The sequence below is a fragment of the Roseovarius sp. MMSF_3298 genome (assembly GCF_030733705.1).
In the GTDB taxonomy this organism is placed as follows: Bacteria; Pseudomonadota; Alphaproteobacteria; order Rhodobacterales; family Rhodobacteraceae; genus Roseovarius; species Roseovarius confluentis.
The window spans coordinates 25,160-49,067 of record NZ_JASHIN010000001.1 but is presented as its reverse complement, the minus strand read 5'-3'; the positions used below and the strand labels follow the sequence as shown (position 1 = coordinate 49,067).

General features: G+C 60.9%; 20 protein-coding genes and 1 tRNA gene. 4 read left to right on the top strand and 17 right to left on the bottom strand.

Annotated elements, in window-relative coordinates; translation table 11 throughout:
* Window positions 1-44 precede the first annotated feature (44 nt).
* From RBB18_RS00240 to RBB18_RS00210, 7 genes are all read right to left on the bottom strand, one after another.
* Window positions 45-545, bottom strand: a complete 501-nt coding sequence (locus RBB18_RS00240) for a GNAT family N-acetyltransferase (RefSeq protein ID WP_306110434.1) — start codon at window positions 543-545, stop codon at window positions 45-47.
* Complete coding sequence (locus RBB18_RS00235; RefSeq protein WP_306110433.1) at window positions 538-1,083, bottom strand: GNAT family N-acetyltransferase; 546 nt, start codon at window positions 1,081-1,083, stop codon at window positions 538-540. The genes RBB18_RS00240 and RBB18_RS00235 overlap by 8 nt, the downstream gene beginning before the upstream one ends.
* On the bottom strand, window positions 1,080-1,685 hold the full coding sequence (locus RBB18_RS00230; protein WP_103761334.1) for a LysE family translocator: 606 nt from the start codon (window positions 1,683-1,685) through the stop codon (window positions 1,080-1,082). The genes RBB18_RS00235 and RBB18_RS00230 overlap by 4 nt, the downstream gene beginning before the upstream one ends.
* 76 nt (window positions 1,686-1,761) lie before the next feature.
* Window positions 1,762-2,031, bottom strand: coding sequence for a 50S ribosomal protein L27 (gene rpmA / locus RBB18_RS00225; RefSeq protein ID WP_103761335.1), 270 nt, complete (start codon window positions 2,029-2,031; stop codon window positions 1,762-1,764).
* An 11-nt stretch (window positions 2,032-2,042) separates the two neighbouring features.
* Complete coding sequence (locus RBB18_RS00220; protein WP_306110432.1) at window positions 2,043-2,780, bottom strand: 50S ribosomal protein L21; 738 nt, start codon at window positions 2,778-2,780, stop codon at window positions 2,043-2,045.
* A 222-nt stretch (window positions 2,781-3,002) separates the two neighbouring features.
* Window positions 3,003-3,833: a DUF2059 domain-containing protein gene (locus tag RBB18_RS00215; RefSeq protein ID WP_146049947.1), complete on the bottom strand. Its 831-nt coding sequence runs from the start codon at window positions 3,831-3,833 to the stop codon at window positions 3,003-3,005.
* Between the two features lie 6 nt (window positions 3,834-3,839).
* Window positions 3,840-4,622, bottom strand: coding sequence for a DUF2059 domain-containing protein (locus RBB18_RS00210; protein WP_274592348.1), 783 nt, complete (start codon window positions 4,620-4,622; stop codon window positions 3,840-3,842).
* Window positions 4,623-4,797: 175 nt separating this feature from the next.
* On the opposite strand from RBB18_RS00210, the gene RBB18_RS00205 reads away from it, so the two are divergent.
* Window positions 4,798-4,887, top strand: a tRNA-Ser gene (locus RBB18_RS00205).
* 258 nt (window positions 4,888-5,145) lie between these two features.
* Here the strand turns inward: RBB18_RS00205 and RBB18_RS00200 are convergent.
* Entirely contained in the window at window positions 5,146-5,739 is a 594-nt protein-coding gene (locus RBB18_RS00200; protein ID WP_342749712.1) for a response regulator transcription factor, read from the bottom strand.
* 322 nt (window positions 5,740-6,061) lie between these two features.
* On the opposite strand from RBB18_RS00200, the gene RBB18_RS00195 reads away from it, so the two are divergent.
* Both RBB18_RS00195 and RBB18_RS00190 read left to right on the top strand, forming a co-directional pair.
* The gene (locus RBB18_RS00195) at window positions 6,062-7,153 is read left to right on the top strand and encodes an efflux RND transporter periplasmic adaptor subunit (RefSeq protein ID WP_306110431.1); all 1,092 of its coding nucleotides are present in this window, start codon (window positions 6,062-6,064) and stop codon (window positions 7,151-7,153) included.
* Window positions 7,150-10,239, top strand: coding sequence for an efflux RND transporter permease subunit (locus RBB18_RS00190; RefSeq protein WP_306110430.1), 3,090 nt, complete (start codon window positions 7,150-7,152; stop codon window positions 10,237-10,239). The genes RBB18_RS00195 and RBB18_RS00190 overlap by 4 nt, the downstream gene beginning before the upstream one ends.
* Before the next feature lie 16 nt (window positions 10,240-10,255).
* On the opposite strand, the gene RBB18_RS00185 is transcribed toward RBB18_RS00190, so the two are convergent.
* From RBB18_RS00185 to RBB18_RS00170, 4 genes are all read right to left on the bottom strand, one after another.
* Window positions 10,256-10,618 carry a cupin domain-containing protein gene (locus tag RBB18_RS00185; RefSeq protein ID WP_211286094.1) on the bottom strand — a complete coding sequence of 121 codons (363 nt, stop codon included), beginning with the start codon at window positions 10,616-10,618 and terminating at the stop codon, window positions 10,256-10,258.
* A 66-nt stretch (window positions 10,619-10,684) separates the two neighbouring features.
* Window positions 10,685-13,786 (bottom strand): multidrug efflux RND transporter permease subunit, encoded by a 3,102-nt coding sequence (locus tag RBB18_RS00180; RefSeq protein WP_306110429.1) that lies wholly within the window; start codon window positions 13,784-13,786, stop codon window positions 10,685-10,687.
* A 2-nt stretch (window positions 13,787-13,788) separates the two neighbouring features.
* Complete coding sequence (locus RBB18_RS00175) at window positions 13,789-14,979, bottom strand: efflux RND transporter periplasmic adaptor subunit (protein WP_274591939.1); 1,191 nt, start codon at window positions 14,977-14,979, stop codon at window positions 13,789-13,791.
* 357 nt (window positions 14,980-15,336) lie between these two features.
* Window positions 15,337-15,999, bottom strand: coding sequence for a TetR/AcrR family transcriptional regulator (locus tag RBB18_RS00170; RefSeq protein WP_103761856.1), 663 nt, complete (start codon window positions 15,997-15,999; stop codon window positions 15,337-15,339).
* 123 nt (window positions 16,000-16,122) lie between these two features.
* Here RBB18_RS00170 and RBB18_RS00165 point away from each other — a divergent pair, with 123 nt between their 5' ends.
* Window positions 16,123-18,162, top strand: a complete 2,040-nt coding sequence (locus RBB18_RS00165) for an NADH:flavin oxidoreductase (protein ID WP_306110428.1) — start codon at window positions 16,123-16,125, stop codon at window positions 18,160-18,162.
* A gap of 677 nt (window positions 18,163-18,839) precedes the next feature.
* Here RBB18_RS00165 and RBB18_RS00155 read toward each other — a convergent pair.
* From RBB18_RS00155 to RBB18_RS00135, 5 genes are read right to left on the bottom strand one after another with little or no spacing between them, the layout of a single operon-like run.
* Entirely contained in the window at window positions 18,840-19,445 is a 606-nt protein-coding gene (locus RBB18_RS00155; RefSeq protein ID WP_103761346.1) for an amino acid synthesis family protein, read from the bottom strand.
* A gap of 14 nt (window positions 19,446-19,459) precedes the next feature.
* Window positions 19,460-20,263, bottom strand: a complete 804-nt coding sequence (locus RBB18_RS00150; RefSeq protein WP_103761347.1) for an alpha/beta fold hydrolase — start codon at window positions 20,261-20,263, stop codon at window positions 19,460-19,462.
* A gap of 6 nt (window positions 20,264-20,269) precedes the next feature.
* Window positions 20,270-21,346, bottom strand: a complete 1,077-nt coding sequence (locus RBB18_RS00145) for an LLM class flavin-dependent oxidoreductase (protein ID WP_103761348.1) — start codon at window positions 21,344-21,346, stop codon at window positions 20,270-20,272.
* Window positions 21,347-21,369: 23 nt separating this feature from the next.
* Entirely contained in the window at window positions 21,370-22,878 is a 1,509-nt protein-coding gene (locus RBB18_RS00140) for an aldehyde dehydrogenase (RefSeq protein WP_306110427.1), read from the bottom strand.
* Window positions 22,875-23,867, bottom strand: a complete 993-nt coding sequence (locus tag RBB18_RS00135; protein WP_306110426.1) for a flavin reductase — start codon at window positions 23,865-23,867, stop codon at window positions 22,875-22,877. Before RBB18_RS00135 ends, RBB18_RS00140 begins: the two co-directional genes overlap by 4 nt.
* Window positions 23,868-23,908: the final 41 nt, after the last annotated feature.

The window sequence follows — 23,908 nt, the reverse complement described above, 5'->3', positions numbered from 1 at the left end:
CAGATGGCGTCAGAAACCGTCCGTAGAACCAAATGCGGTCCGGCTCAAGCCCGGGGGCGCCGGAAGGTGCGAATTGGGTGAACCCCGCCACGTGCGCGGCAGGGCCCTTGGCAGGCTTTGCCCTCCTGGAAACCCAGTTTTTCCAGAACCCGGCCCGAAGCGGGGTTGTCAGCAAAGACGCAAGCCTCGAGGCTTTCCCAGCCAAATTTGTCGAATGCGTATGCGACCGCGGCGACTCCGATTTCGGTGGCCAAACCCCGGCCCCAATGGGATTTTCCGAACATATAGCCAATCTTGCCTTCGGGGCTGAGACCGAGATAGCCGACGACCTCGTCGCCTTGGCAGACCACACCTGATGCGGCCTGATCCGACGCGGTGACGACACAGCGCGAGCGCGTGCAGGACAGGTTCGCAGGCCAGGGCCAGGTCTCGGTCTGGCGAACCACGTCGAAACCGCTGACGATCGCGTGAAGCGCCTGTAAATCATTCGGCGTGCCTGCGCGCCAGACAAGGCGTGGCGTGCGAGCAAAGACCGTTTCATCCATTGTCCATCGCCCGGCTGTATGTCCAGGTCGGGACATTTGCCTTCCGCGCGACCGAAAAGCTTTCGGCGTCGCCGAGATAGCGAAAACCGCAGTTCGTCAGCACCCGGGCCGAGGCAGCGTTGTCTTGGAACACGCTCGCAAAGACAGTTTGCGCGTTCCGGGGATTGGCCGACAGGATCGCCTCGACCGCCGCCGAGGCGATGCCGCTGTTCCAATAGGCCGGTGCGACCCAGTACCCGATCTCGGACTGGTCGCGGTCCATCCGCTCCAGGCCGATCAGGCCCATGACCTCGCCACCCCCGATGCGCGTGCCGTCCATGACCCAGACATCCTCGGGGTGGTCGGGATCCATCACGCGGGCGATGAAGGCTTCGGCCGTGCCCGGCGGAAGCGGATGCGGAATGGACGTGGTGAACCGGGCCACGCGCTCGTCGCCGGCATAGAGCGAGATAAGGCCCGCATCGGATTCACGGACGGGCCGCAGGTCGAACCGTTCGGTTTCGAGAAGGGTATCGGTTGCGATGGTTTCAAGCTTCATGTGCTGTCTCCTCCGAAAAGCACGAACAGGACGGATGCGACGGTCAGCGCGGCCAGGGCACGCATGAGGTGCGGCTCGGCCGGGGTTCCCGCCACGGTGCGCGCGATCCGGTCTCCTCCAAGTGTCCAGATCGGGTGCAGTAGCAATTGCAGGCTCAGAAGGCAGATGGATATGGTCAGCGTGGCCTGCAAGGCGGGCGTGCCCGCAGCGACAAAATTGGTGAAGCCGGCGACGATCATTGCCCAGGCCTTGGGGTTGAGCGGATGCACGATCAGCCCTGCCAGAAAGCCGGGCGCGGCGACCTGCGCGTCGGCCGGACCGAGGCGCAGGTGCGCGACCTTCCATGCGAGCCAGCAGATGTACGCCGCCGACACCCACTTCAGAATGTCGAACACGTAAGGCGCGCGGTCGGCCAGCTCCATCAGGCCGAAGCCTACGGGCCAGATCACGAACTGCTTGCCGATGACCACCCCCGCAACAAAGGGCAACGCCGCGCGAAACCCGAACCGCGCGCCCGTCGCCAGAAGCGCCATGTTGGCCGGTCCCGGCGTGCCGACTTGCGACGCGCCAAAGACCAGAAAGGATGTAACGGCTACGCTCATGACGTGCCTCCGAAAAACAGAAAAGGGGACCGGCGATGTGCCGATCCCCCTGAATTTCACACCTTGAAGGTTCGGCTTACTCGGCGGCCTCCGCCACCGGGAGAACCGAAATAAAAGTACGGCCCTTGAGGCCCTTGCGGAAATGCACCGAGCCCTCGACGGTCGCAAAGAGGGTGTGATCCTTGCCCTGCCCCACGCCGTCGCCCGGCCAGAACTTGTTGCCGCGCTGACGCACCAGGATGTTGCCCGGAATCACGGCCTCGCCGCCGTATTTCTTGACGCCCAGACGACGACCGGCCGAGTCGCGACCGTTTCTGGATGAACCGCCTGCTTTCTTGTGTGCCATATCGTCTCTCCTTAGCCTTTGACCAGTTCTTTGGCCTGCGCGACCCAGCCTTCACGCTCGATGCGGCCTTTGAAGGACAGTTTCTCGTCCATCTCGGCGATGTCATCGGCGGTCCATGCCGCGATCTGGGCAAACGTGGTCACGCCTGCCTCTTGCAGTTTCTTTTCGAGCGCCGGGCCCACGCCGGACAGCTCTTTCAGGTCGTCGCCACCTTCGGCCTTCGCGGCTTTCTTGGGAGCAGCCTTCTTTTCCTCGACCTTCTTCTCGGCTTTGGGTTCGGCTTTCTTGGCGACGCTCTTTTCCTCGGCCTCGTTGTTCTTCACGCGCTTGGCCATCTCGGCCTGCTCGGCCTTGTTGTCGGCGTAACGGGTCTTGCCCATGCCGGCGGCCAGTGCGCTTGCGCCTACAGCGGCCTTCACGCCCGATTTGTCGGCGCCCTTCTCAAGGATCTCGGTCACGCGCAGCAGGGTCAGTTGCTGACGGTGGCCACGGGTCCGTTGCGAGCCGTGCTTCCGGCGGCGCTTGACGAAGTTGATGACCTTGTCGCCCTTTATCTGGTCCACGACCTCAGCCTGCACGGCCGCGCCGTCGACAAGCGGAGCACCGATGACCGGCGCGTCGCCACCCAGCATCAGGATCTCGTTGAACTGAACTTTCTCACCAGCGTCTGCAGCAAGCTTTTCCACCCGGAGCATATCGCCCGACTGAACCTTGTACTGCTTGCCACCGGTCTTCAGAACCGCAAACATATCTCTTTCCTTTTTTCATCCGCGTTCTGTGGCCCCGGGATCAACCGGCGTTTGGTGCCTCGAACGGCGCGCCCTTCGGGCGTCAAAAAAACAAATCCCGCACGAGTCGCCCCGCCGGGATGGCCGCTTATCCTAGGGGCGCCCCTCAAAGTCAAGCCTTGCACCCTGCAAAAGCCCGGTTTTTTAGGCCGACCGGCGCAGTTCGGCTCCGGCCGGGTTCGGTCACAGTTCTTGGCTGCGCATGTGCTCGGCGACTGCCTGCCCCAGAAGGTAGGAGATTTCGTCGTACATGCGGTCATAGGCGTTGAAAACCGCGGTATTCAGAATGCGCCCCTCGGGTGTGCGGTATAGTGCGGCGTAAGCTTCGAGTTCCTCCGCCTCCAACGGACGGTAGGCCATCATCAGAAAGGACCCAAGCCAAGCCTCGGACTCCGCGCGGATGTCCGATTCTTGCGCCCAGACATCGGCCAGCATGTCCGATTCCCCAAGATCGATGGCGCCGCCATCGGCCAGGCCACGATAGAACATGAGGTTGGCGTTCATCGCGCCCATGACGTTGTATTCCACAAGGTCGCTGTCGGCGATGATCGTCTCGATTTGCTGGTAAAGCTCTGTTTCGTCACCGCGGGCCACCTCAAAGGCGTCCATCGCCGCAATCTCGGTTTCCTCGTCGAGAAAAGCCTCACGAGCCGAGATTTCGAGCCCAATGATCTCTTCCCCGAGACCACTATCGAAGAATTCGACCAAGGAGCCCAGTTCCTCCCCTTCGAGTGAAGTTTGGAACCCTTGGGTGATCACCGCCTCCATCTTCTCGGCATCATAGATGCGCGATACTGTGCGTTCCCAGTCGTCCTTTGGAATATCGGGCAGCATCTCCGCGCCGATCTCGGCGCCGTAGCGCAGACCTTCCTTGCGCATCACCACTACAGTGTCGTCAATCCGCATCAACTCGATCAAGCGCTGGCGATCGTCGTCCTGCGCGGTGGCGGCATCCGAGGCCAGAAGCACCGCCGAAAGTGCGCCTAGGGTGGCCAGGGTTCTTGCTATATGCATATCAGTTCAAAGCTCCTGCCCGGGGTGCATTTCAGCCATTCGCGAAGCGAGCACCTCAAAGCGATTGGCCATGATCTCGTACTGGACCGCGTTCATCAGTTGATACACAGTCTGCATGTCGGGATGTTCGAGCGCGGCCAGATATTCCTTTAGCTCCCCGTTCGAGAAATCCTGGTAGGTGTATGCGGCATTGGCCAGCGCGCCAGCCTTCATGGTCATCCGCATCTCTTCCTCACCGGCCTTCATGGCCGCGCGCAACGCGTCTTCGTCAACCTCTTGGTTCAGAATGCCGGCATTCGATGCGGCCATCAGAAAGCGAACCTGAATTTCCTGTACAGCGCGAACCGAATTTCCGTCGGAATCCACCGCTTGGTTGAGGTTCTGAAGGGTTTCGATGCGTTCGTCGCCCTGCTCCACACCTTCGGCCACCAGGGCGCGGCCCTGCTGCTGCTTTGCCTCGTCATCCTCGACCATGTGCGAGGCGTTCTCGGCCTCCACCAGACGCTGACCCAGCGGCGAAGCGTAGAATTCCGCGGCGTGGGTCAGATGCTCGTCGCTCAGAGTTTCGGACAAGATGTCGAGCGCCATTGTCTGCATCTTTTCTGTATCGAACACGTCTTTTGAAACGCGCGACCAATCTGAGCCGAAATCGCTGGCCTGCATTCCCAGCATTGCGGGCGCATCCCCGGCGGCAAGCGCGATAGAGTCGAGCGCGACACCAAAGCCGGTCACTTCGAGAAACGCGTCGAGCCGATCGCGATCCGCGGCTCGGGTCTGAAGCGCGGCCATCAGCGCGATTGCGAGGAAAGCTATGAAAACAAGGGGTCGGATTGAGCGCGTCCGGGTCACGATACCTCCTGACGTGGCGTTGTTTACCCCAACGTAGGCAAAATCCGTGGCGAAACAAGGCAAACCCCTTGTCACCCCGTTCAAAGGCGATTAAACGCACCCTCCAGACCCCCGCGGAGAGGTGCCGGAGTGGTCGAACGGGGCGGTCTCGAAAACCGTTGACCCTTCACGGGGTCCCAGGGTTCGAATCCCTGTCTCTCCGCCAGTTTCCCTTTGAAAACCGTATCAAAACGTCGTTCTGCGCATCCGGCCGGTCGCGGTGCTTCTCACCCTGTTTCAGATGTGGCACGGTCCAGTTCCCTGACGCCCGCGGACAGAGTGTCCGTGTCAAAGACATTTGCGGCAGAGACCAGAGCAAGGATTGGGTAAGCAACGGGTTGATCCGGAAATGCGCGCCAGACTCCCAGAACAGCTTGGCGCCGCGAACAATAGCTGTAATTGGGGTTGCCCGGACGGTTGAGCGTTACAGCAGTCCCAGATCCCGGGCCATCATCGCGGCATGGGTCCGGTTACGCGCGCCAAGTTTGCGCGAAAGAGTCTTCACATGCAACTTGACGGTCACTTCCTGAATGTCCAGCTCGCGGGCGATTTCCTTATTTAGCTTGCCTTCCGCGACACAATGCAACACTTCCAGTTCGCGCGGTGTAAGATGCGTGGCGCGGGTTCCTGCCAAGGATTCACTCAGGAAATCCTGCGGAAGGTAGACATCGCCGCCCAGGATCTGCTGAATGGCCGCCACAAACTGCTGCGCAGCAAGTGTCTTGGGCAGAAAGCCTGCCGCGCCCGCCCGCAAAGCCCGCCGCGCGATATCTGGTGGAGCCGTGCCCGACAGGATCGCCACCGGACATCCCGACTCCGCGCGCATTCGGGTCAACCCTGCAAGCGCCTCCATTCCAGGCATGGTGTAGTCCAGCATGATCAGGTTGAACGGACCTTGCTCGGCATTGACCTTCAACGCTTCGTCCAGAGACGCGGCCTGCGCCACCTCAAATGCGGCCTGGCGCTTGATGAAATCCGCGATCGTCTCTCGGACCAGGGTATGGTCGTCGGCCAGCAAAATCCTTTTCATACGCCGCGATAGGTCCGTCGATTGACGTTGCGTTGGCGCCACCGACCCGGACAGGGCTGGGGCACATCTCAAGCTAAGTATAACACCGGATCCGATCGGCACCATCAACTAACATCTGTGGGCACGTCTTGTGCACCAAACCCGATTATGTTTGCGTTCACGCATATTTGAAGACAGGCCGGCCAAGAATACACTGCCCGTTCAAGATGCAACACTTGGCCAAGCTTGCTATTCAGCGCGGTTAATCTAACCTGCACGGACCTGTCTATTGCGGCGCCGTGCCCGCAGCGCGGGATCGTGGAGCGACCGAATGTCCGTATTCAAACAGCTATTGCTGATTTGCCTCCTGGGGGCGATCGGCTACGCCGCCTACTGGGGGTACGCGACCTACCTCGCGCCTCCGGCTGAAGCGGCAGAGGCTCGTGGCTCGGGCCCGGTCACGGTCGAAACGGCGCGGGCCGAAACCGAGCGCATCTATCAGAAGGTTGAGGCGGTCGGCACGACGCGCGCCGCCAACTCGGTTCAGATTGTCCCGGAAGCGGATGGCCGCATCGTGGAGCTGGCGATCACGCCGGGGGGGCGGGTGGAGGAAGGCGCGGTTTTGGTCCGGCTGGACGACGCGATAGAGCGGGCCGATCTTGCCGAAGCCGAGGCACGGCTGATCGAGCGCCGGCAGGTTCTTGAGCGGGTCGAGCAATTGCGCAGCACAAACGCGGTCAGTCAGGCTTCGCAGGAGGAAGCTGTAGCGCGGCTGGCGGAGGCCGAGGCACAGTTGGAACGGGCCCAACAACGGCTGGACCGGCGGACAATAATTGCCCCGTTCGGCGGCGTTCTGGGTCTGGCCGAAGTGGATCGCGGCGCACGTGTGACCAGCGACGACATGATCACGCGCCTCGACGACCTGAGCCAGGTAGAACTTGAATTCTCGCTTCCGGAAACCCTGTTCGCGAAAGTCCAGCGTGGTATGCCGGTTGAAGCGCAAAGCGTGGCCTTCGACGATCGCGTGTTCACGGGTCAGATAGACGCGGTGGACAGCCGGATCGATCCAGTGTCGCGGGCCTTTCGGGCGCGCGCCGTTATACCCAATCCTGATGGTCTTTTGCCTGCGGGCATGTTCATGTCACTGACCCTCACCCTTTCTGAAGCGGACGCGCTGGTGGTGCCGGAAGAAGCCATCATTTTTCAGGCCGCCGATACTTATGTCTTCACGATCAACGAAGGGGTGGCCACGCGCACGCCTGTTCGAACCGGGGCGCGGCAGGACGGCAAGGTGGCCGTACTGGCCGGGCTCGACGAAGGCCAGGAGGTGGCGATACGCGGGCTCGGCCGGCTGCGCGACGGCGCCGTGGTCACAGTCAAATCTACAGAACCAGTATTGGACGGGTCGGAGGGTGACACGTGACGCTGTCGGACATCGCGGTACGCCGGCCGGTGCTGGCGGCGGTGGCCAGCCTACTGATCTTGGTCTTCGGCCTTGCGGCAGTGCAGAACATCCCCGTGCGCGAATTGCCCGATGTCGACAACGCCGTGGTTACGATCACGACTGAGTATCGTGGCGCGGCACCCGAGGTGATCGACACCGATATCACCGAAACGCTGGAAGGCGCGGTTGCCGCAATCACCGGCCTGCGCTCGATTAGTTCGGAATCGCGCCAGGGCCGCAGTCGCATCACTCTGGAATTCGAAACCTCGCGCGATCTGGACAACGCGGCCAACGACGTGCGCAATGCGATCGGACGGGTCACCGGACAACTGCCCGAAGAGGCCGACGAGCCTCGGGTGGTCAAGTCCGACGCCGACGCGGATCCGGTAATGCGGCTGGCCGTGACGTCGGACCGGATGACGACCGCCGAAATCACCGATTACATCGACCGCTTCATAGCCGACCGCATCGCCACGGTTGATGGGGTGGCGGATCTGAACATTTATGGCGAGCGTCCCTTCGCAGTGCGCATCTGGCTTGACCGGCGCTCGCTGGCGGCGCGCAAGCTGACGGTGGCCGATGTCGAAGCCGCTTTGCGACGCAACAACCTGGAGCTGCCGGCTGGCGAGGTCAAATCGCAGGACCGGCAGTTGACCGTCCGGTTGAACTCCCGCCTCAGTAATATCGAGGATTTCCGCGACGTGGTGCTGGATCGCGTGGCGGGCTTTCCCGTGCGCCTGGGCGATGTGGCGCGGGTCGAGCCGGGCGTGGCCGATGACAGCACCATCGTACGCACTGATGGAACTGACGCGGTGGGCATCGCCGTCCTGCGCCAAAGCAAGTCGAACACCCTGGCAATTTCCCAGGCCGTGCGCGCCGAGATAGAGGCGATCACGCCGACCCTGCCCCAGGGCATGACACTGATCGTCGGATCGGATGACGCGCTGTTCGTCGGAGCCTCGATCCGCGAGGTGATTATCGCGCTCAGCATCTCGCTGGCGCTGGTAGTTCTTGTGATTCTCGTATTCCTGCGCAGCCCTCGGGCCACACTGATCCCTTTCGTCGCGATCCCCGTGTCACTGATTGGTTGCTTCATCCTGATTTCGGCCTGGGGGTTCTCGCTTAACACGCTGACGCTACTGGCGCTGCTTCTTGCAATTGGCCTCGTGGTCGACGACGCCATCGTGGTGCTGGAAAACATCCAGCGCCGGATCGAGATGGGGGAAAGTCCGCTTGCCGCCAGCTATCGCGGAGCGCGTCAGGTGACGTTTGCAGTCATCGCCACATCGCTGACATTGATGGCCGTCTTCGTGCCGCTGTCTTTCATGCCCGGACAGGTCGGGCGCCTTTTCGTCGAATTCGGGTGGGTCATGGCGGGGACAGTGGCGATATCGACCTTCGTGGCCCTGACCGCCTGCCCGGCGCTGGCCTCGAAGGTGCTGCGTCAGCGCGACGGGGTGTCCGCAGACGACGCCGAGAGCCTGGGTTGGGCGCAACGCAAGTACGAAGCGCTGCTGAAACGCGCAGTGCAGGCACCACTGGTGGTGCTTGCCGTGGCGCTCACCGTGACCGGGGGTGCTGCGCTGTTCTACGAGGGCCTCCCTCGCGAGTTGGCCCCGCGCGAGGATCGCGGGGTGGGTTTCGTGCCGCTGACCGCGCCCCAAGGCAGCACGGTGGAGCATTCCGATATCGCCGCGCGGCAGGTCGAGGGGATTCTTGAACCGCTGCGCCAGTCCGGCGTGATCGAGACGGTTTTCACCTTTACCGGCTGGGGCAACCGGGCCTGGCGGTCTTTCGTGGTGTTTCGCCTTGCCCCCTGGGATGAACGTGACATGTCCGTTTCAGAGGTGGTCGGACAGATCGCACCCCAAATGGGAGACGTGACAATCGCCCGTGGCTTTCCGGTAACCCCGGCCGGCCTTGGCCTGCGCGGCAACTCCACCCCGGTGCGTGTGGTCGTGGGCGGTCCAGATTTCGAGAGCGTCAAGGAATGGGCCGAACGCCTGCAAGCGGAGGCCGAGACCATTCCGGGGCTGGTCAATCCCGAGATCGACTTCGACCAGAATTTGCCGCAACTCGATGTCACGATCGATCGCGCGCGTGCGGACGACCTCGGCATATCGGTGGAAACGATCGCAGGTACCTTGCAAACGCTACTGGCCTCGCGCGAGGTCACAGGCTTTGTCAGCCGGGGCCGAGAGTACCCGGTGATCCTTCAGGCACAGGATGACGACCGCAATACGCCGTCGGATATCGACAATATCTTCGTGCGGGCGGGCGACGGCGAAACACTCGTGCCGCTTGGGGCCCTGGTCGATCTGCGAGAGAATGCCGCCGCCCCCAGCCTGCGCCGCTTCGACCGCCTCCCGTCCGTTCAGCTTTCCGGAGCTCTGGAGCCCGGCGCACAGCTTGGCACCGTGCTTGACACGATCGAGACCGCCGCGCGGGATATCCTGCCGGTCGAGGCCAAGTTGGGGTACGAAGGTCAGTCACGTACCTTTAAGGACACGTCAGCGGGCGTCGGCTTCGTGCTTGCCCTGTCGCTGCTGATCGTCTTCCTGGTACTTGCCGCCCAGTTCGAAAGCTTTGTGCACCCGGTCACGATCATGCTGACCGTTCCGGCGGGACTGGCCGGGGCGATCTATGCGATGGCGCTTGGGGGACTCACACTCAATGTCTATAGCCAGATCGGGATCATCCTGTTGGTCGGACTGGTCGCCAAGAACGGCATCCTGATCGTGGAGTTCGCCAATCAACTGCGCAGCGACGGCCTTGAAACCCGCGAGGCTGTGATCCGCGCGGCCACACTGCGTCTGCGTCCGATCGTGATGACGGTGATATCGACCATTCTAGGCGCCCTGCCCCTTGTCATGGCCACGGGCGCCGGCGCTGAAAGCCGTCAGGCCATAGGCACCGTGATCGTGGCGGGCTTGTCTCTGTCGGCGGTGCTCATGCTGGTCGTCACGCCTGTCCTTTACGATCTGCTGGCGCGGTTCACACGACCGCAGGGTACGCTGGAGAGACGGCTCGACCGCGAACTTTCCGAAACCCGCGCCGCAATGTAGGCGGGCGTCGCTCACCTTACCCCACCAGCGGGGTTTCCTCGCCCTCCGAGAAAACGGCGATCAGGCATCCCGTCTCGGTATGTGAAACATGGTCGGTTCCCGGTGCCAGCCAGACGACATCGCCTTGCCGATAGACCGTGCCGTCATTGTCGATCAATTCACCCTCGAGCATCACGAATTCCTCGGCCCCGCCATGACGGTGCGGGGTCGACCTTGCCCCCGGCTCCATCCTGTAGATGTAGAAACCCACGTCGCGCGGCATCGCGGTGTTCAGCTTTAGGATCGAGGTTCCCGGCTCCGTGACGGGGTCATAGGGTTCGAAAGCAGTTGCGTCCCGTATATTTGCTACACGCCGGTCAATTGAACGAATTGGTTTCATGCGCTCCCCTCAATGTTGTGTTGAGAGAAACGTATAGGATTGCTGGGCGACCGGCAAAACGCATCCTCAACTGGCCTGTTTCGAGACCCGCGCGGCCAACGTCTTGACCAGTACGTATAGCAGCGGCACGAACAGTGTTGCCACGAAGGTCGAAGCTGCCATGCCACCCAGCACCGCAATACCGATCGCGTTTTGAGCCTGTGCGCCGGGGCCACTGGCGGTCGCAAGGGGCATGACGCCGAGCATGAAGGTCAGGGCGGTCATAAGGATCGGCCTCAGCCGCTGGCGTGCCGCGGTGACGGCGGCCTGCACGATATCGCCCGTCTCGCGCAGCACTTCTTCCGCGAACTCGACAACGAGGATGGCGTTCCGTGATGCCAGACCGATTGTCGTCAGAAGCCCTACGGTGAAGTAGACATCGTTCGATTGCCCGGTCAACCAAGAGGCTGTCAGCGCACCGGTCAGGCTGATCGGTACGGCCAGCATTACCGACAGGGGCACCATCCAGCTTTCGTAAAGCGCAGCCAGGGCAAGAAAGACGATCAATGCGGAAATGGCATAAAGCATCGCCACGTTGCTGCCAGCGGCGCGCTCCTGAAAGCTTATACCGGCCCAGCCGACGCCATATTCCGGTGTCTCAGAGGCTACGACTTCCTCCATCGCCGCCATCGCGTCGCCCGAACTGCCTCCTTGCGAGGGATTGCCGGAGATCGCGATTGCGCCAAGCCCGTCATATCGGGTCAGCACCGGCGCGATCTGCTCCCACCGGCTTTGGATGAAGGCGGAGAAGGGCACCATCTCCTGATCGCTGTTTCGCGCGTACCAGGACGCGACATCCTCGGGCTGCATCCTGTGAGGCGCATCGGCCTGAACGATCACTGGCCGCAGATCGTTGCCCAGAAGAAAGTCATTCACGTCACGTCCGGCGAAGATGATCGACAGCATCGCGTTCACGGAGTCGACCGAGAGGCCGAAGCTCTCGGCCTTGGGCCGGTCGATATCCAGTGACAGCGAGGCTTCGGTGTCGATCCCGTCGGCCCGAACCGCCGTCAGGCGCGGGTCCTGCGCGGCGGCCCCCGTCAGGCGCTGCGCGGCCTCGATCAGTTCATCCGCCCCCTGCCCGCCCTGATCGAGCAGATACATGCTAAATCCGCCCGACGTGCCCAGGCCGGGAATCGCGGGGGGCTGTATGGTGAAGATCTGCGCACTGCGATGACCGAAAAGCGCCTGGTTTGCGCGGGCTGCAACCGCCTCTGCCGAAAGACTTGGATCCTCGCGTAGGTCGAAATCCTTTAGCCGGGCAAACAGCATCGCCTGATGCTGACCGCTGCCGGCAAAGCTGAAACCGCGAACGCCGAAGACCGCCTCGACCGCGTCGGGTTCGTTTTCCAGGAAATGCGTCTCGACCTCGTTCAGCACCGCCTCGGTGACCGGCGCCGTGGTTCCCGCAGGCAGAGAGATAAGACTCAGAACGACGCCCTGGTCCTCGGTCGGAATGAACGAACCTGGCATGCGCTCGTAAACAAGATAGCCACCGTAGCCTATGGCGCCGACGACCAGTAGCATCACAAAGCGCAGAGGCACCAGCCGCTTGACCAAGCCGGTGAACCCTGCGACCAGGCCGGACAGGCCGCTGTTGAACCACCGCGCGGCGAAGAACCGCGCGTCGCCGCGTTTGCGCAAGAGCTGCGCGCACATCGCCGGTGTCAGGCTGAGCGCGATCAGGAGCGACAGGACCATTGCGGTGATTATCGTGATCGAGAATTGCCGATATATCACCCCGACCGAACCCGCGGAAAACGCCATCGGCACGAACACAGCGACAAGTACCACCAGGATCCCGATAAGCGCGCCAGTGATTTGCTTCATGCTGCGCACAGTCGCGGTAACCGGGTCCAGATCCTCTTCCGCAATCAGCCGTTCCACGTTTTCCACCACCACGATGGCGTCGTCCACCAGTAGGCCGATCGCCAGCACCAGCGCAAACATGGTCAAAGTGTTGACGGTGTATCCCAGCACCGACAGCGCCGCGAACGTACCCAGAAGGACGATGGGCACCGTGATGATCGGAATGATCGTCGCACGCCAGGTTTGCAGAAAAATCAGCAGCACGATCAGGACCAGCACCACCGCTTCGACCAGGGTCATGTAAACTTGGTTGATCGACCGCTCCACGAAAGGCGAGGTGTCATAGGGGATCTCGACCGCGACCCCCTCGGGCAGACTGGGCTCGATCGAGCGAAGGAGTTCGCGCACCCCCTCGGCCGTGTCGAGCGCGTTGGCGCCGGTGCGCAGATTGACGCCGAATCCTACCGCGGATTGCCTGTCGAGCCACGCCTCGGTGGCATAGCTTTCGTTGCCGATCTCGATGCGGGCAACATCGCTGAGATAGACCGCGTCCCCGCCCAGCCCGGAGCGAAGCAGGATCCGGCCGAACTCGTCCTCCGTGCGAAGCTGGCTTTGCGCGGTGATCGTCGCTGTGACCTGCTGGCCGTCCGCCAGCGGCAGGTCGCCCAAAGCGCCGACCGCGACGGCAGTGTTCTGCGCCTCGACCGCCGATACAACGTCCGACGCAGTCAGCCGGTAACGCGCGAGCGACAACGGGTCGAGCCAGATGCGCATTGCGTAGCCCGAGCCGAAAAGGTTCACACCACCGACGCCATCCTGTCGCAAAAGCGTGCTTTCGATTTGGCCGGTGAAGATATTGCCAAGGTCGGTCGAGGTTTGCGCCCCGTTTTCGGATACCAAGGCACCTACCAGAAGCAGCGACGAGCTGGACCGGGTTACGTTCACACCCTGGTCCCGCACCGTCTGAGGCAGTTGGGACTCGATCTGGGTGACGCGAACCTGCACATCATTCTGTGCAGTCACGGGTTCGATGGAGCCGTCGAAAACCATAGTGACCGACGAACTGCCAGCGGTAGATGTCGACGTCGTGTAAAGCAAACCGTCCAGGCCGGTCAGTCGGTCCTCGATCACCCGTGTTACCGTGCTTTCAAGCGTGCTTGCGGTACCGCCAGGATAGGTCGCCTCCACGCGCACGGTCGTCGGGGCGATCTCGGGATATTGCGATACCGGCAGACTGATCATGGCGAAGGTGCCCACGATCGACGTGACGATGGCAATTACCCATGCAAAGACGGGGCGGTGGACAAAGAAGGCTCCCACGTTCAGCCCTCTTCTTCAACGACGCGTCCGGCGTCATCCAGTCTGACCTGCTTGGGGGCCACTGGCGCGCCACTGCGCAACCGTGTCAGCCCGTCCACAATCAACTGATCGCCCTCCTGCAGCCCTTCGGCCACGACCCAGGCATTCTCAAAGCTTCCCAGATCGCGAGTTTCGACCAGCACGGCTTTGCCTTCGCGGGCCACGTAGAATGTCAGCAGTCCTTCGGCTGTGCGACGTGCGGCGCGTTGCGGCACAAGAAAGGCCTCGCGCATTCCCAGCGTAACGTCAGCGCGCAGGAACTGTCCCGGAAGGATAACCCGATCAGGGTTGGGAAACTCGACGCGGTAGGCGAGCGTGCCGGTGGTCTCGGACACCCGGGCGCTGTCGGACACCAGGCGCCCAGGCTCCGGGTAGGTCTCGCCTGTCTCAAGCGTCAATGAAAAGCCGATGTCGCCGTTGACGCGCAGCGCGCCGGACCGGATCATCTCTTCGATTCGAAGCACGCGGGCGCTCGATTCAATGAGGTCAACGTAAATCGGGTCCAGTTGCGTGACTGTCGCCAACGCCTCGGCCTGGTTCGCGGTGACCACCGCTCCAATCGAAATCGCGGCCACGCTGGGCTCGCCGGCGAAGGGGCTGCGGATTTCGGTCCGATTGAGCTCAAGTTGAGCGATTTCAAGGTTGGCGCGGGCCTGTTCAAGGTCGGCTTCCGCGGAAAGCACGGCCACTTCCGCATCGTCGACCTGGGTCTGGCTGACCGACCGGCCGCTCAGTGTCTGATAGCGCTCCAGTGTGTTTCTGGCGGTGACCAGCGCCGCCTCCGCCCGCGTAACCGAGGCTTCGGCGGCGCGTTTGTCGGCGGCAAATGTGTCGCTCTCGATCCGGAACATCGGATCACCCGCCGCAACCTCAGTGCCGGGCGTGTAGGTGATCTCGTCGATCACACCAGTCACCTGTGGGCGAATATCGCTTTCGCGGAAAGCCACGGCACGGCCGGGCACGGTCAGCACGAAGGGCACGTCCTGCGCATTGAGGACAATCACGCCGACCGGCTTGGATTGCGACGCCGCCGCTCCGGCATCGTCCGACTGGGCCGCAGCGTCGTGCGACAAAACGGACAGACATGCAATAAGTGCAAGTGCGCGCAGGCCGGACCCGGCAAATGGGAATTTTTCGTTCTTCGGCGCCGGCATCGTCGCACTCTCCCAAAGCTTGGCGGAATCTGAAACAGTCCCGCGTACTATTCTTCCTTAACCGAACTAACGCGCGCGGCAGTCGCTTTCGGCTCGGCTTCGCAATTTGCACAGCTGACTCGCATTCTCCGATCACGCGTTCCAGCACTCCGTCGCGCCGTGCCATGCGACAACATCGGATCCGAGCTTTCGCTGCCGCTGAAACGAACCGCGCCAAGAACAGTGAGCCATGCCCATGTCGAACTTCTTGTTAATCGACGCAATCAGCGAACCTGTCCTTAATGGCAAGGTGCATCGCCGCACATGCAGTGTGCAATTTGCTCTGTACGCTTAATGTCCTGAGAGCTGCCTTTTCTTTCAGCGTTCAGTACTTTGCCCCGCCGGACGCGCACCAAGGCGCGCGTGGAACCTGGCGAGTTCGTTCGGCGCAGGCTCGATGCCACAAAACGTCATGACATAGCCGGGCACCCGCGCCATACGGAGCTCGGGGGGTTCTTGAACCTGCATCGAGATATACCCGATCTGCGTCAGATAGACGGTCCTTGCGCGCACGTCGGCATCACTTCTGTCATACCCGAACCGTTCGAACATGCGCCTGATCGCGTCAAGCCGGATTTTGTCCGATGCATTCACCCTGGTCATCACCTCTGTCGATTGGTGTGCCCAGCCGCGGATCGCAAAATCAAGCTGGGGCTCGAACAAAGCCTCGTCATGAAAGACCGCAATCAGGTTCAGAATGGCCTCGGTGATCGTCTCGGCATAGGCGTCGGAGGCATCGGCGAAGGCTCCTGTATTCTTGGCATCCCATTCTTCCAGCAGCGCGTCCAGAAGTGCGCCGCGATCTTTGAAAAACCAATAAAAACTGGTGCGGGAAATGTTCAGGCGGCTGGCGAGCGGCTGGATCTTGACCGCATCGAGACCTGTTTCCAACAAGGCCTGCTTGGCCGCCGTGAGCCAAAGCTCGCGCGAGCCGCGCCACCCCGACGTCTTTTCAGGTTCATCTACCGAGATGTCATCCATACGCATGTTCATAGATAAAGGGCAAGTTGCCGATCCTCAAATGAAAATATACAACAGTGAACTCGATATTGACACAAATGCACATTTTTTCGAGTGTCCCAGTGTCAGCACAGGAGCCAGCCCGTGACCAGCGACCCCCTACTTCAACCGTTCCAGCTCAAACATTTGACACTGAAAAACCGGCTGATGATCACCAGTCACGAGCCCGCCTACCCAGAGAATGGCCTCCCGACCGATCGCTACCGGGCCTACCACGCCGAACGGGCCCGCGGCGGCGTTGCGCTTACCATGACCGCCGGCTCGGCGGTGGTGTCACGCGACAGTCCGCCAGCCTTCAACAATATCCTCGCCTACCGCGACGAGGTCGTGCCGCACATGAAGGCGCTGACCGACGCGTGTCACGAGCATGGTTGCGCGGTGATGATCCAACTGACCCATCTGGGCTGGCGTACCCGCTGGGACCGCGGTGACTGGTTGCCCAGCCTTGCGCCTGGCCATGCGCGCGAGCCGGCACACCGCGCCTATCCCAAGAAGATGGAGGACTGGGATATCGCGCGCATCATCGAGGATTACGCCGACGCCGCCGAACGGATGCAGGCCGCCGGTCTCGACGGGATCGAGCTCGAGGCCTATGGCCACCTGATGGATGCGTTCTGGTCGCCGAAGCTCAACCAACTTGACGGCCCTTTCGGTGCGAGTGACCACGACAGCCGCTTGCGCTTCACGATGGAGGTGCTGACGGCGATCCGCGCCCGCGTGGGCGAGCGCTTCATCGTGGGCATCCGATATGTCGCGGACGAAGACAAGCCGGGCGGGATCACCCGGGAAGACGGAATCGAGATCACCAGGCGCCTGAAATCCTGCGGGATGGTCGATTTCCTGAATATTATCCGGGGTTACGTGGCAACGGATGCCGCTTTGACGGACGTGATTCCTGTGCAGGGCATGCGATCAAGCCCACATCTGGATTTCGCCGGCGAGATCCGGGCCGAGGCGCAGATTCCCACGTTCCATGCCGCCAAGATCCAGGACGTGGCGACCGCCCGCCATGCCATCGCCTCGGGCAAGTTGGACATGGTCGGCATGACCCGCGCCCATATCGCGGAGCCGCATATCGTGGCCAAGATCATGCGGGGCGAGGAAGATCGCATCCGCCCCTGCGTCGGGGCCAACTACTGTCTGGACCGTATCTACCAAGGGGGTATGGCGCTTTGCCTGCACAATCCGGCCACCGGGCGCGAGACCGAGCAGCCGCACGAGATAGAAAAGGTCGACACCCACCGCCGTGTGGTCATCATCGGCGCCGGGCCTGCAGGGCTGGAGGCCGCCCGGGTTTCGGCGGAACGCGGTCACGAGGTGATCGTATACGAGGCGGCGAACGACCCCGGTGGTCAGGTGCGCCTCACCGCGCAGACGGACCGCCGCAAGGAGATGCTCCAGCTGATACAGTGGCGTTTCGAGGAATGTACGCGCATGGGAGTGGCCTTCCACTTCAACGCCTTCGCCGATGACCGGACCGTTTTGGCAGAAGACCCGGACGTGGTTATCGTCGCCACCGGCGGCCTGCCGCAGGTCGAGGTTCCGGGCGGGGGCGAGGAGCTTGTCGTTTCCAGCTGGGATATCCTCTCGGGAGACACCCAGCCGGGTGCAGATGTGCTTATCTATGACGAGGCCGGTGACTTTGCCGCGCTTCAGGCTGCCGAAAAGATCGCCGCCACCGGCGCAAAGGTCGAGATCATGACCCGCGATCGCAGTTTTGCGCCCGAGGTCATGGGCATGCCCCTGACCCCTGCGATGCGAGAACTGCAAAAGTGCGACGTCAGGTTCACGGTAACCTGGAAGCTGGCCGCGGTCGAGCGCGAAGGCAACGCTCTTCTGGCCACCATCGACAGCGATTACGGCGGCGTGACACGGCATCGACATGTCGATCAGGTGGTCGTGAACCACGGCACCCTGCCGCTCGACGATCTGTATTTTGACCTCCGTCCGGGATCCTCCAACCTGGGAGAGGTCGACTATGATGCGCTGATCGAGGGGCGCACGCAGGAATTGCGGCGCAACGATGGCGGCACTTATCAACTCTATCGGATTGGTGACGCGGTGGCGTCGCGCAACACCCACGCCGCGATTTACGACGCTTTGCGCCTGTGCAAAGCACTCTGACATGCGCTCGTCCCGGACGATCCACTTGGTCTCAGCCGATGCCCGGGGCGAAGTCGGCGATGTCACCGACGGTGACGTTCTGCCCCAGCCCGGCTTTACGCTCTGGCGGCAAAGCCTATAGATCAACCGTGACCGCAGCTTGCGCGACTTCGTTCTGAACGTCCGCGCGGCGGCGTCTTTCGCCAAATGAACCGGCTGGTGCCGCCGAAACACCCCAAGGCCGATGCGCGCTTCATCAAAAGAGAGCCGGCGGACACTGGCGTCGACGTGCAAAGCTATTCCCAGCGAAAAAAGAGCAAACTTTCACAGCTTTGGAAAACTTCGCCAGTTTGGAACAGTCATGAGGTTTAAAGAATAGCGACCCCCGGAATAAGATTTCGCCAAGCTTGCCAGCGGCGCAGCGTTCAGCCCCTCCCGCAGAACCCTCGCAAACAAAGGAAAAGTCCGACCGAACCCGGACCTAGAAAACAATTTCTAAAGGGCAAGTGGCGGAGCGAACGGGACCAAAGTCCAACGTTCTCCTGTTAGGAAACTACTTTGCTTTTTGTTGGCGCAAAGTGTCACTTGCCGTGGCTCTGGGCGATCATCTCGTTAAGATTGAAGCGCAATGACTTGAGCGCAGGCAGGCATGTCACCGAACTTAAAAGGACTCTAAACCTTTACACCTCGAAGTTTGACTAGCTAAGCTCAGAAACTTTCGTTTGGTCGGTGTCCAAGTCCTCCATGTCTTGATAGCGATCGCCAATTCGAGCATGAGGGCGTCCTCCAGTCGCACCGCCGATCGCAATCAAGATTTCATCCGGCCCCGGAGCGTCGGCGACGCAAAACTCAGCAGACAGGAAATGCGATCGAGCCCCGCCCTCCGATATGCTTTTCAGCGGAAACGTCACCAATTGTCCTGGCCCGCCGCGTGTATTGATGAACGGAATGAATTCAGCGCTCTTCACCGCTTCTCGCAAGTAATTGCCGAACCTCAGAGTGTGGATGAAAGCCGAACCATGCTCGATCTCGCCGTTCACGCCGACAATCGCAGCCTTGCCAAAAGCCTCCACCTTCTCGGCGCCGCCCAAAAGTTCCATGAGCTGCGGCACCATCTCCTGCCCGAGGACCGGTGCCATCGCGTGTATTTCCGGCCGGAGATCCTGAACAAAGCCGCGTCCGGCCCAAGGATTCTCAAAAACGGCGGCAACTGCCGCGATACGAAGCGGCCGCTCTGCTGATTTTCCGCCTTCCACCAGGATAGTTTCCATGTGGGAGACGTATTTTCTGACTCTAGGTTGCATTGAGAAGTTCTCCCTTAGGAATGGTCAGGCAGATGGGGTGCCAGAAATTTGTTGAGATGGTTGGCGACGGTTTGGGGGGCTTCTAGCAGGATCGAGTGCTTCAACTTGTCGAGGACAACTAGTTCGGAGCCGCGGATTCGATCATGCATCAGTCGAGCCATCCGGGTGTTCGATCCGATGTCATTCTCTCCGGTCATCACCAGCGTCGGTGTTTTGATCTGGTCCAGTTGATCTCCCAGGTCGCTTTCAGCCAGGACATTGTAAGCGGCCATGTAGCACTCGGGGTCATTCGCCCGAGCTTGTTCTCGGCGTCGCGCGATGATTTCCGGGTTCTTGGCAATGAACTCTTCCGTGAACCAGCGTTCGACTGCGTTGGCGAGGTGGGTCAAGGGGCCTTCGCGCTGCAAAATATCGCGACGCTGAAGAACGCGCTCGCGCTCGTCCGCGCTACGCCCCGCAACTGTCGATAAAAGGCAAAGAGCATTCAGCCGGTCAGGGTGATCCAAGGCGATGCGCTGCGCGATCAGCCCGCCCAATGAAAAGCCGACGATCGCGAAGCGCTCAAGGTCACAGTGATCTGCCAGCGCGATGACGTCAGCGGCCATACCACGGAGCGTATAGGGACCAGTCAATCGTGCGCTCTCCCCGTGACCGCGCAAATCAGGCCGCAGATAGGTTCGTCTCTTATCCAGATGAGGAAAAACTGGATCCCAGGCGGCGCGATTGGACCCCACGCCGTGCACCAGCATAACGGCAGGTCCTTCACCCTTGCGATCGTAGGCAAAAGCGGCTCCTTCAGGCGTGTGATAGATTTCCATGTGACCCTATCCGCCCTGAGCCACCATTGCCGGCTTGCCAGCCGCGTTCCCTGTGTTCTGGAAATACGGGATCACATGTTCGCAGAACAGTTCCAGCGATCGCCGTGCTCTCTTGTGCGGCAGGAAGAAGGACGTGCCCAGGATCACGTGATCGACACCAACCTCCTGATATTTCTTGATCTTGGCGATAATCTCTTCCGGTGTGCCCAAAAGCATATTCTCGGTTAGGGCGTCGGGCTGATATTCACCGCGGTTGGCTACAATGTCGAAATCCACAGCCTCCGGGTATCCATGCCGAACCTCCCCGATGTTCTTGAACAGGTTTTCGAAACTGCGACCGAAATCGATCATCGCGCGGATCGCGTCATCACGTCCGGCGTCATCTTCATATACGCACCCTGTGCGCAGCGTGGCATGTTCGATCGGGCCCTTGCTGTGGCTGGCGGCCTGGACGAACTTGGACTGCAGGTCGCGCACTTCATCGAAGGGCTTGCGCAACGCGGTCGACATGATGTTGCATCCGTTTTGCGCAGCAAATTCGAATGTGTTGGGGTCGCGCGCGGCAACCCACATCGGCGGGCGTTTCTGAATGGGTCGCGGCACACAAGCAGTTTCGGGGAAATTCCAGAGTTCACCGTCATGAGCGTAGTCGCGCTCCCACAGAGCCTGGACAGCAGGAATGATCTCGCGCAGATAGCGGCCGCCTTCCCCTTGTTCCATGCCACCTGCCATTCGGTCGAACTCGTATTGGTAGGCGCCTCGGCCCAAACCCAATTCCAGTCGCCCACCTGTCAGCACATCACAAAGGGCAGCCTCTCCGGCAAGTCTGACCGGGTTCCAATACGGTGCGGCGACGACCGCAGTTCCCAAGCGAATCTTCTTAGTGTGGGCACCCCAGTGCGACAGCAACTGGAACGGGTTGGGAGAAATTGTCAGCTCGATTGTGTGGTGTTCGGCTGTCCAGACGACGTCAAAACCTCCCTCGTCGGCAATCTGCACGAGTTCCAACGCTTCCGATGCGACTTCCTCCATCGGCTTCGAGGCATCCATGCGCCCCAAGTTGATGGCAACTGAGAATTTCATGATATTGCTCCGTTCTTGCTGAATTACTTCTGGACGCGCATGACGAAGCTGTCCTGCGTCTGGCCCGAGTAGTCGATCACCACGGTTTTGATGCGGCTGAATTCTTCGATCGCGGCAAAGCCATTGTGCTTTCCGTATCCGCTTTCCTTGAATCCGCCTGAGGGGGACATCATCGAAGGGCTGCGGTAGGTATTGATCCAGACCATGCCAGCCTCGATCCGCCGCATGAAGCGCATCGCGCGGTTCATGTCGTCGGTCCATATGCCTGCCGCGAGGCCAAAGCGGGTGTCATTGGCCTTGTCAATCATGTCATCTTCGTCGGAAAAGGGCATGACGCCCAAAACCGGCCCGAAAACCTCATCGCGGCCCAGCGTCATTTCGTTTGTGACATCGGCAAAGATCGTGGGTTCGACATACCAGCCGTCACCCATTCCTTCTGGACGGCCACCGCCACTTATCAGCCGCGCGCCTTCCGCCTTGGCCGTTTCCACGAACTGTCCGACTTTCTCGACCTGCGCCCAGAGGGCAAGAGGGCCCAGCTGCGTGGTATCGTCGTCTGGGGAGCCGATCCTGATCGCATTGGCGCGCTCGGACAAACGGTGAAGAACTTCATCATAGATACTTTCGTGCACAAGGCAGCGAGACCCCGCGACGCAAGTTTGCCCTCCCGCCGCAAAAATGCCCGACACCACGCCGTTTACCGCGCGGTCCAGATCGGCATCTTCGCAGACGATGTGGGGCGATTTGCCTCCCAGCTCCAATGCCGTCTGCGTCAGGTTCTCGGCAGCTGATTTCGCGATAATCCGGCCGGTAGCCGGTCCGCCGGTGAAATCGACTTTGTCCACCTCGGGATGACGCACCAAAGTGTCACCAACAGTGCTGCCGTAACCGGTCACCACGTTGAACACGCCTTCGGGAAATCCTGCCTCTTTCACCAGTTCCGCGATTGCCATCACCGCAGCAGAGGCATGTTCCGAAGGCTTCACAACCATCGTGTTTCCCAGCGCCAGACAAGGGGCCATGGCGCGGTTCAACAGCAGAAGGGGCGAATTCCATGGCACGATGGTCGCGATAACGCCGATGGGCTCCCGGATCGTGAAGTTCAACATGTCCGGCTTGTTTACCGGAATCGTGGTGCCCTCCACCTTGTCGGCCATGCCGGCGAAGTATCGTAGCCCCAGAGCCACCGCATTCGCCAGCGCTTGCATCTCGCGAAACAGCTTGCCATTGTCGCGTGTTTCGAGGCGCGCAAGGCGATCCGCGTTCTCGCTGACGAGCTCTGACAACCGGCCCAGAAGCGCCCCGCGTTCCGATTGGGAGATGTCGCGCCAGGACGGTTTCTTTAAAGCAGCGCGTGCAGCCATGACCGCTGCATCCACTTCCTCCGTGGTAGCGTCTGCAATACGGGACCATTCCTTCCCGGTTGCGGGGTCGAAGCTCGCGAATGTTTCACCTTTTGACGTGATGAAGTCATTGTTGACGAATATCGGCAGACAGTTTCCCGCGATCTTATCGGTCGTAAATTGTGTCATGTTCGCTTCTCTTCCAAATTGAATACATCACTCCACGGGGTTGCCTGACCCGCAAATCGCGCGATATGTCCGCTGCGGCGCGGCGCATCGGCATATAGACTGAAGGCACCGTCGCGATTCTCGCTCAGATACCGGCGCACCATCGATCGCATGCCACGAACCGGCATCTCATCAACCGGAAGCTCGTCGAGCGCAAAGATGCGATAGCCGTCTTTCAAGTCCGGCGTCCCGTCTAATGATCCGTGAAAGAACATCCAGGTGCCGTCGCCCTTGGGCTCATCGAAAACCGAATAGAGCACGTTCCAGTTCACATCGACGCCCGCCTCACTCAAACAATTGTCAAGGCTGGTGCGCGCGGCTCTAAAGCCCGGTTGCGGCCGCCCCATGGGAACCGTCCAGGCACCGTTCACCTTTTGCAGCAAAACACCCTCTGAACCGGCCAGAAGTCCGCCCACCTGAACGCCGCCATTTGCAGTTTCCATCAGGGCCTCGACCGGCTTTGGCGCCTCGAGATATTGGCCCTTCAGATAGATTAGTGGGGCCAGATCAGACTGGTCGAAATCCCTCACCCGTCCGATCAGGACGATATGGTCACCCGCGTCCACAAATTGGTGAACCAAGCAGTCGAACCATGCCGCGCTTTTGTCGATGAGAGGCGCACCGTTTTCTCCTGACTTCCACATGACATCAGCGAAGCGATCAGGCTGCCGTGAAGCAAATTTGTTTGACAGGTCGACTTGGCTAGCAGAGAGAATATTCACCGCAAAACTTTTGCAGCGGCGAAAGTGCTCGAGACTTGTCGAGGTCTTCGCGATGCATATCAGTAGGAGCGCAGGCTCGAGCGAGACCGATGTAAAGGAATTGGCGGTGAACCCGAGCGGCTTGCCTTCGGTATCCTGGCAGGTGACGATTGTTACGCCTGTGGCAAAGGCACCAAAGGCGCGCCTGAGTGCGTCACAGTCCTCATTGCTGAGTCTTTGGCTAGCCATTACTACTCACTTCCCTTGGTCAATGATCTTGAACACAGTCT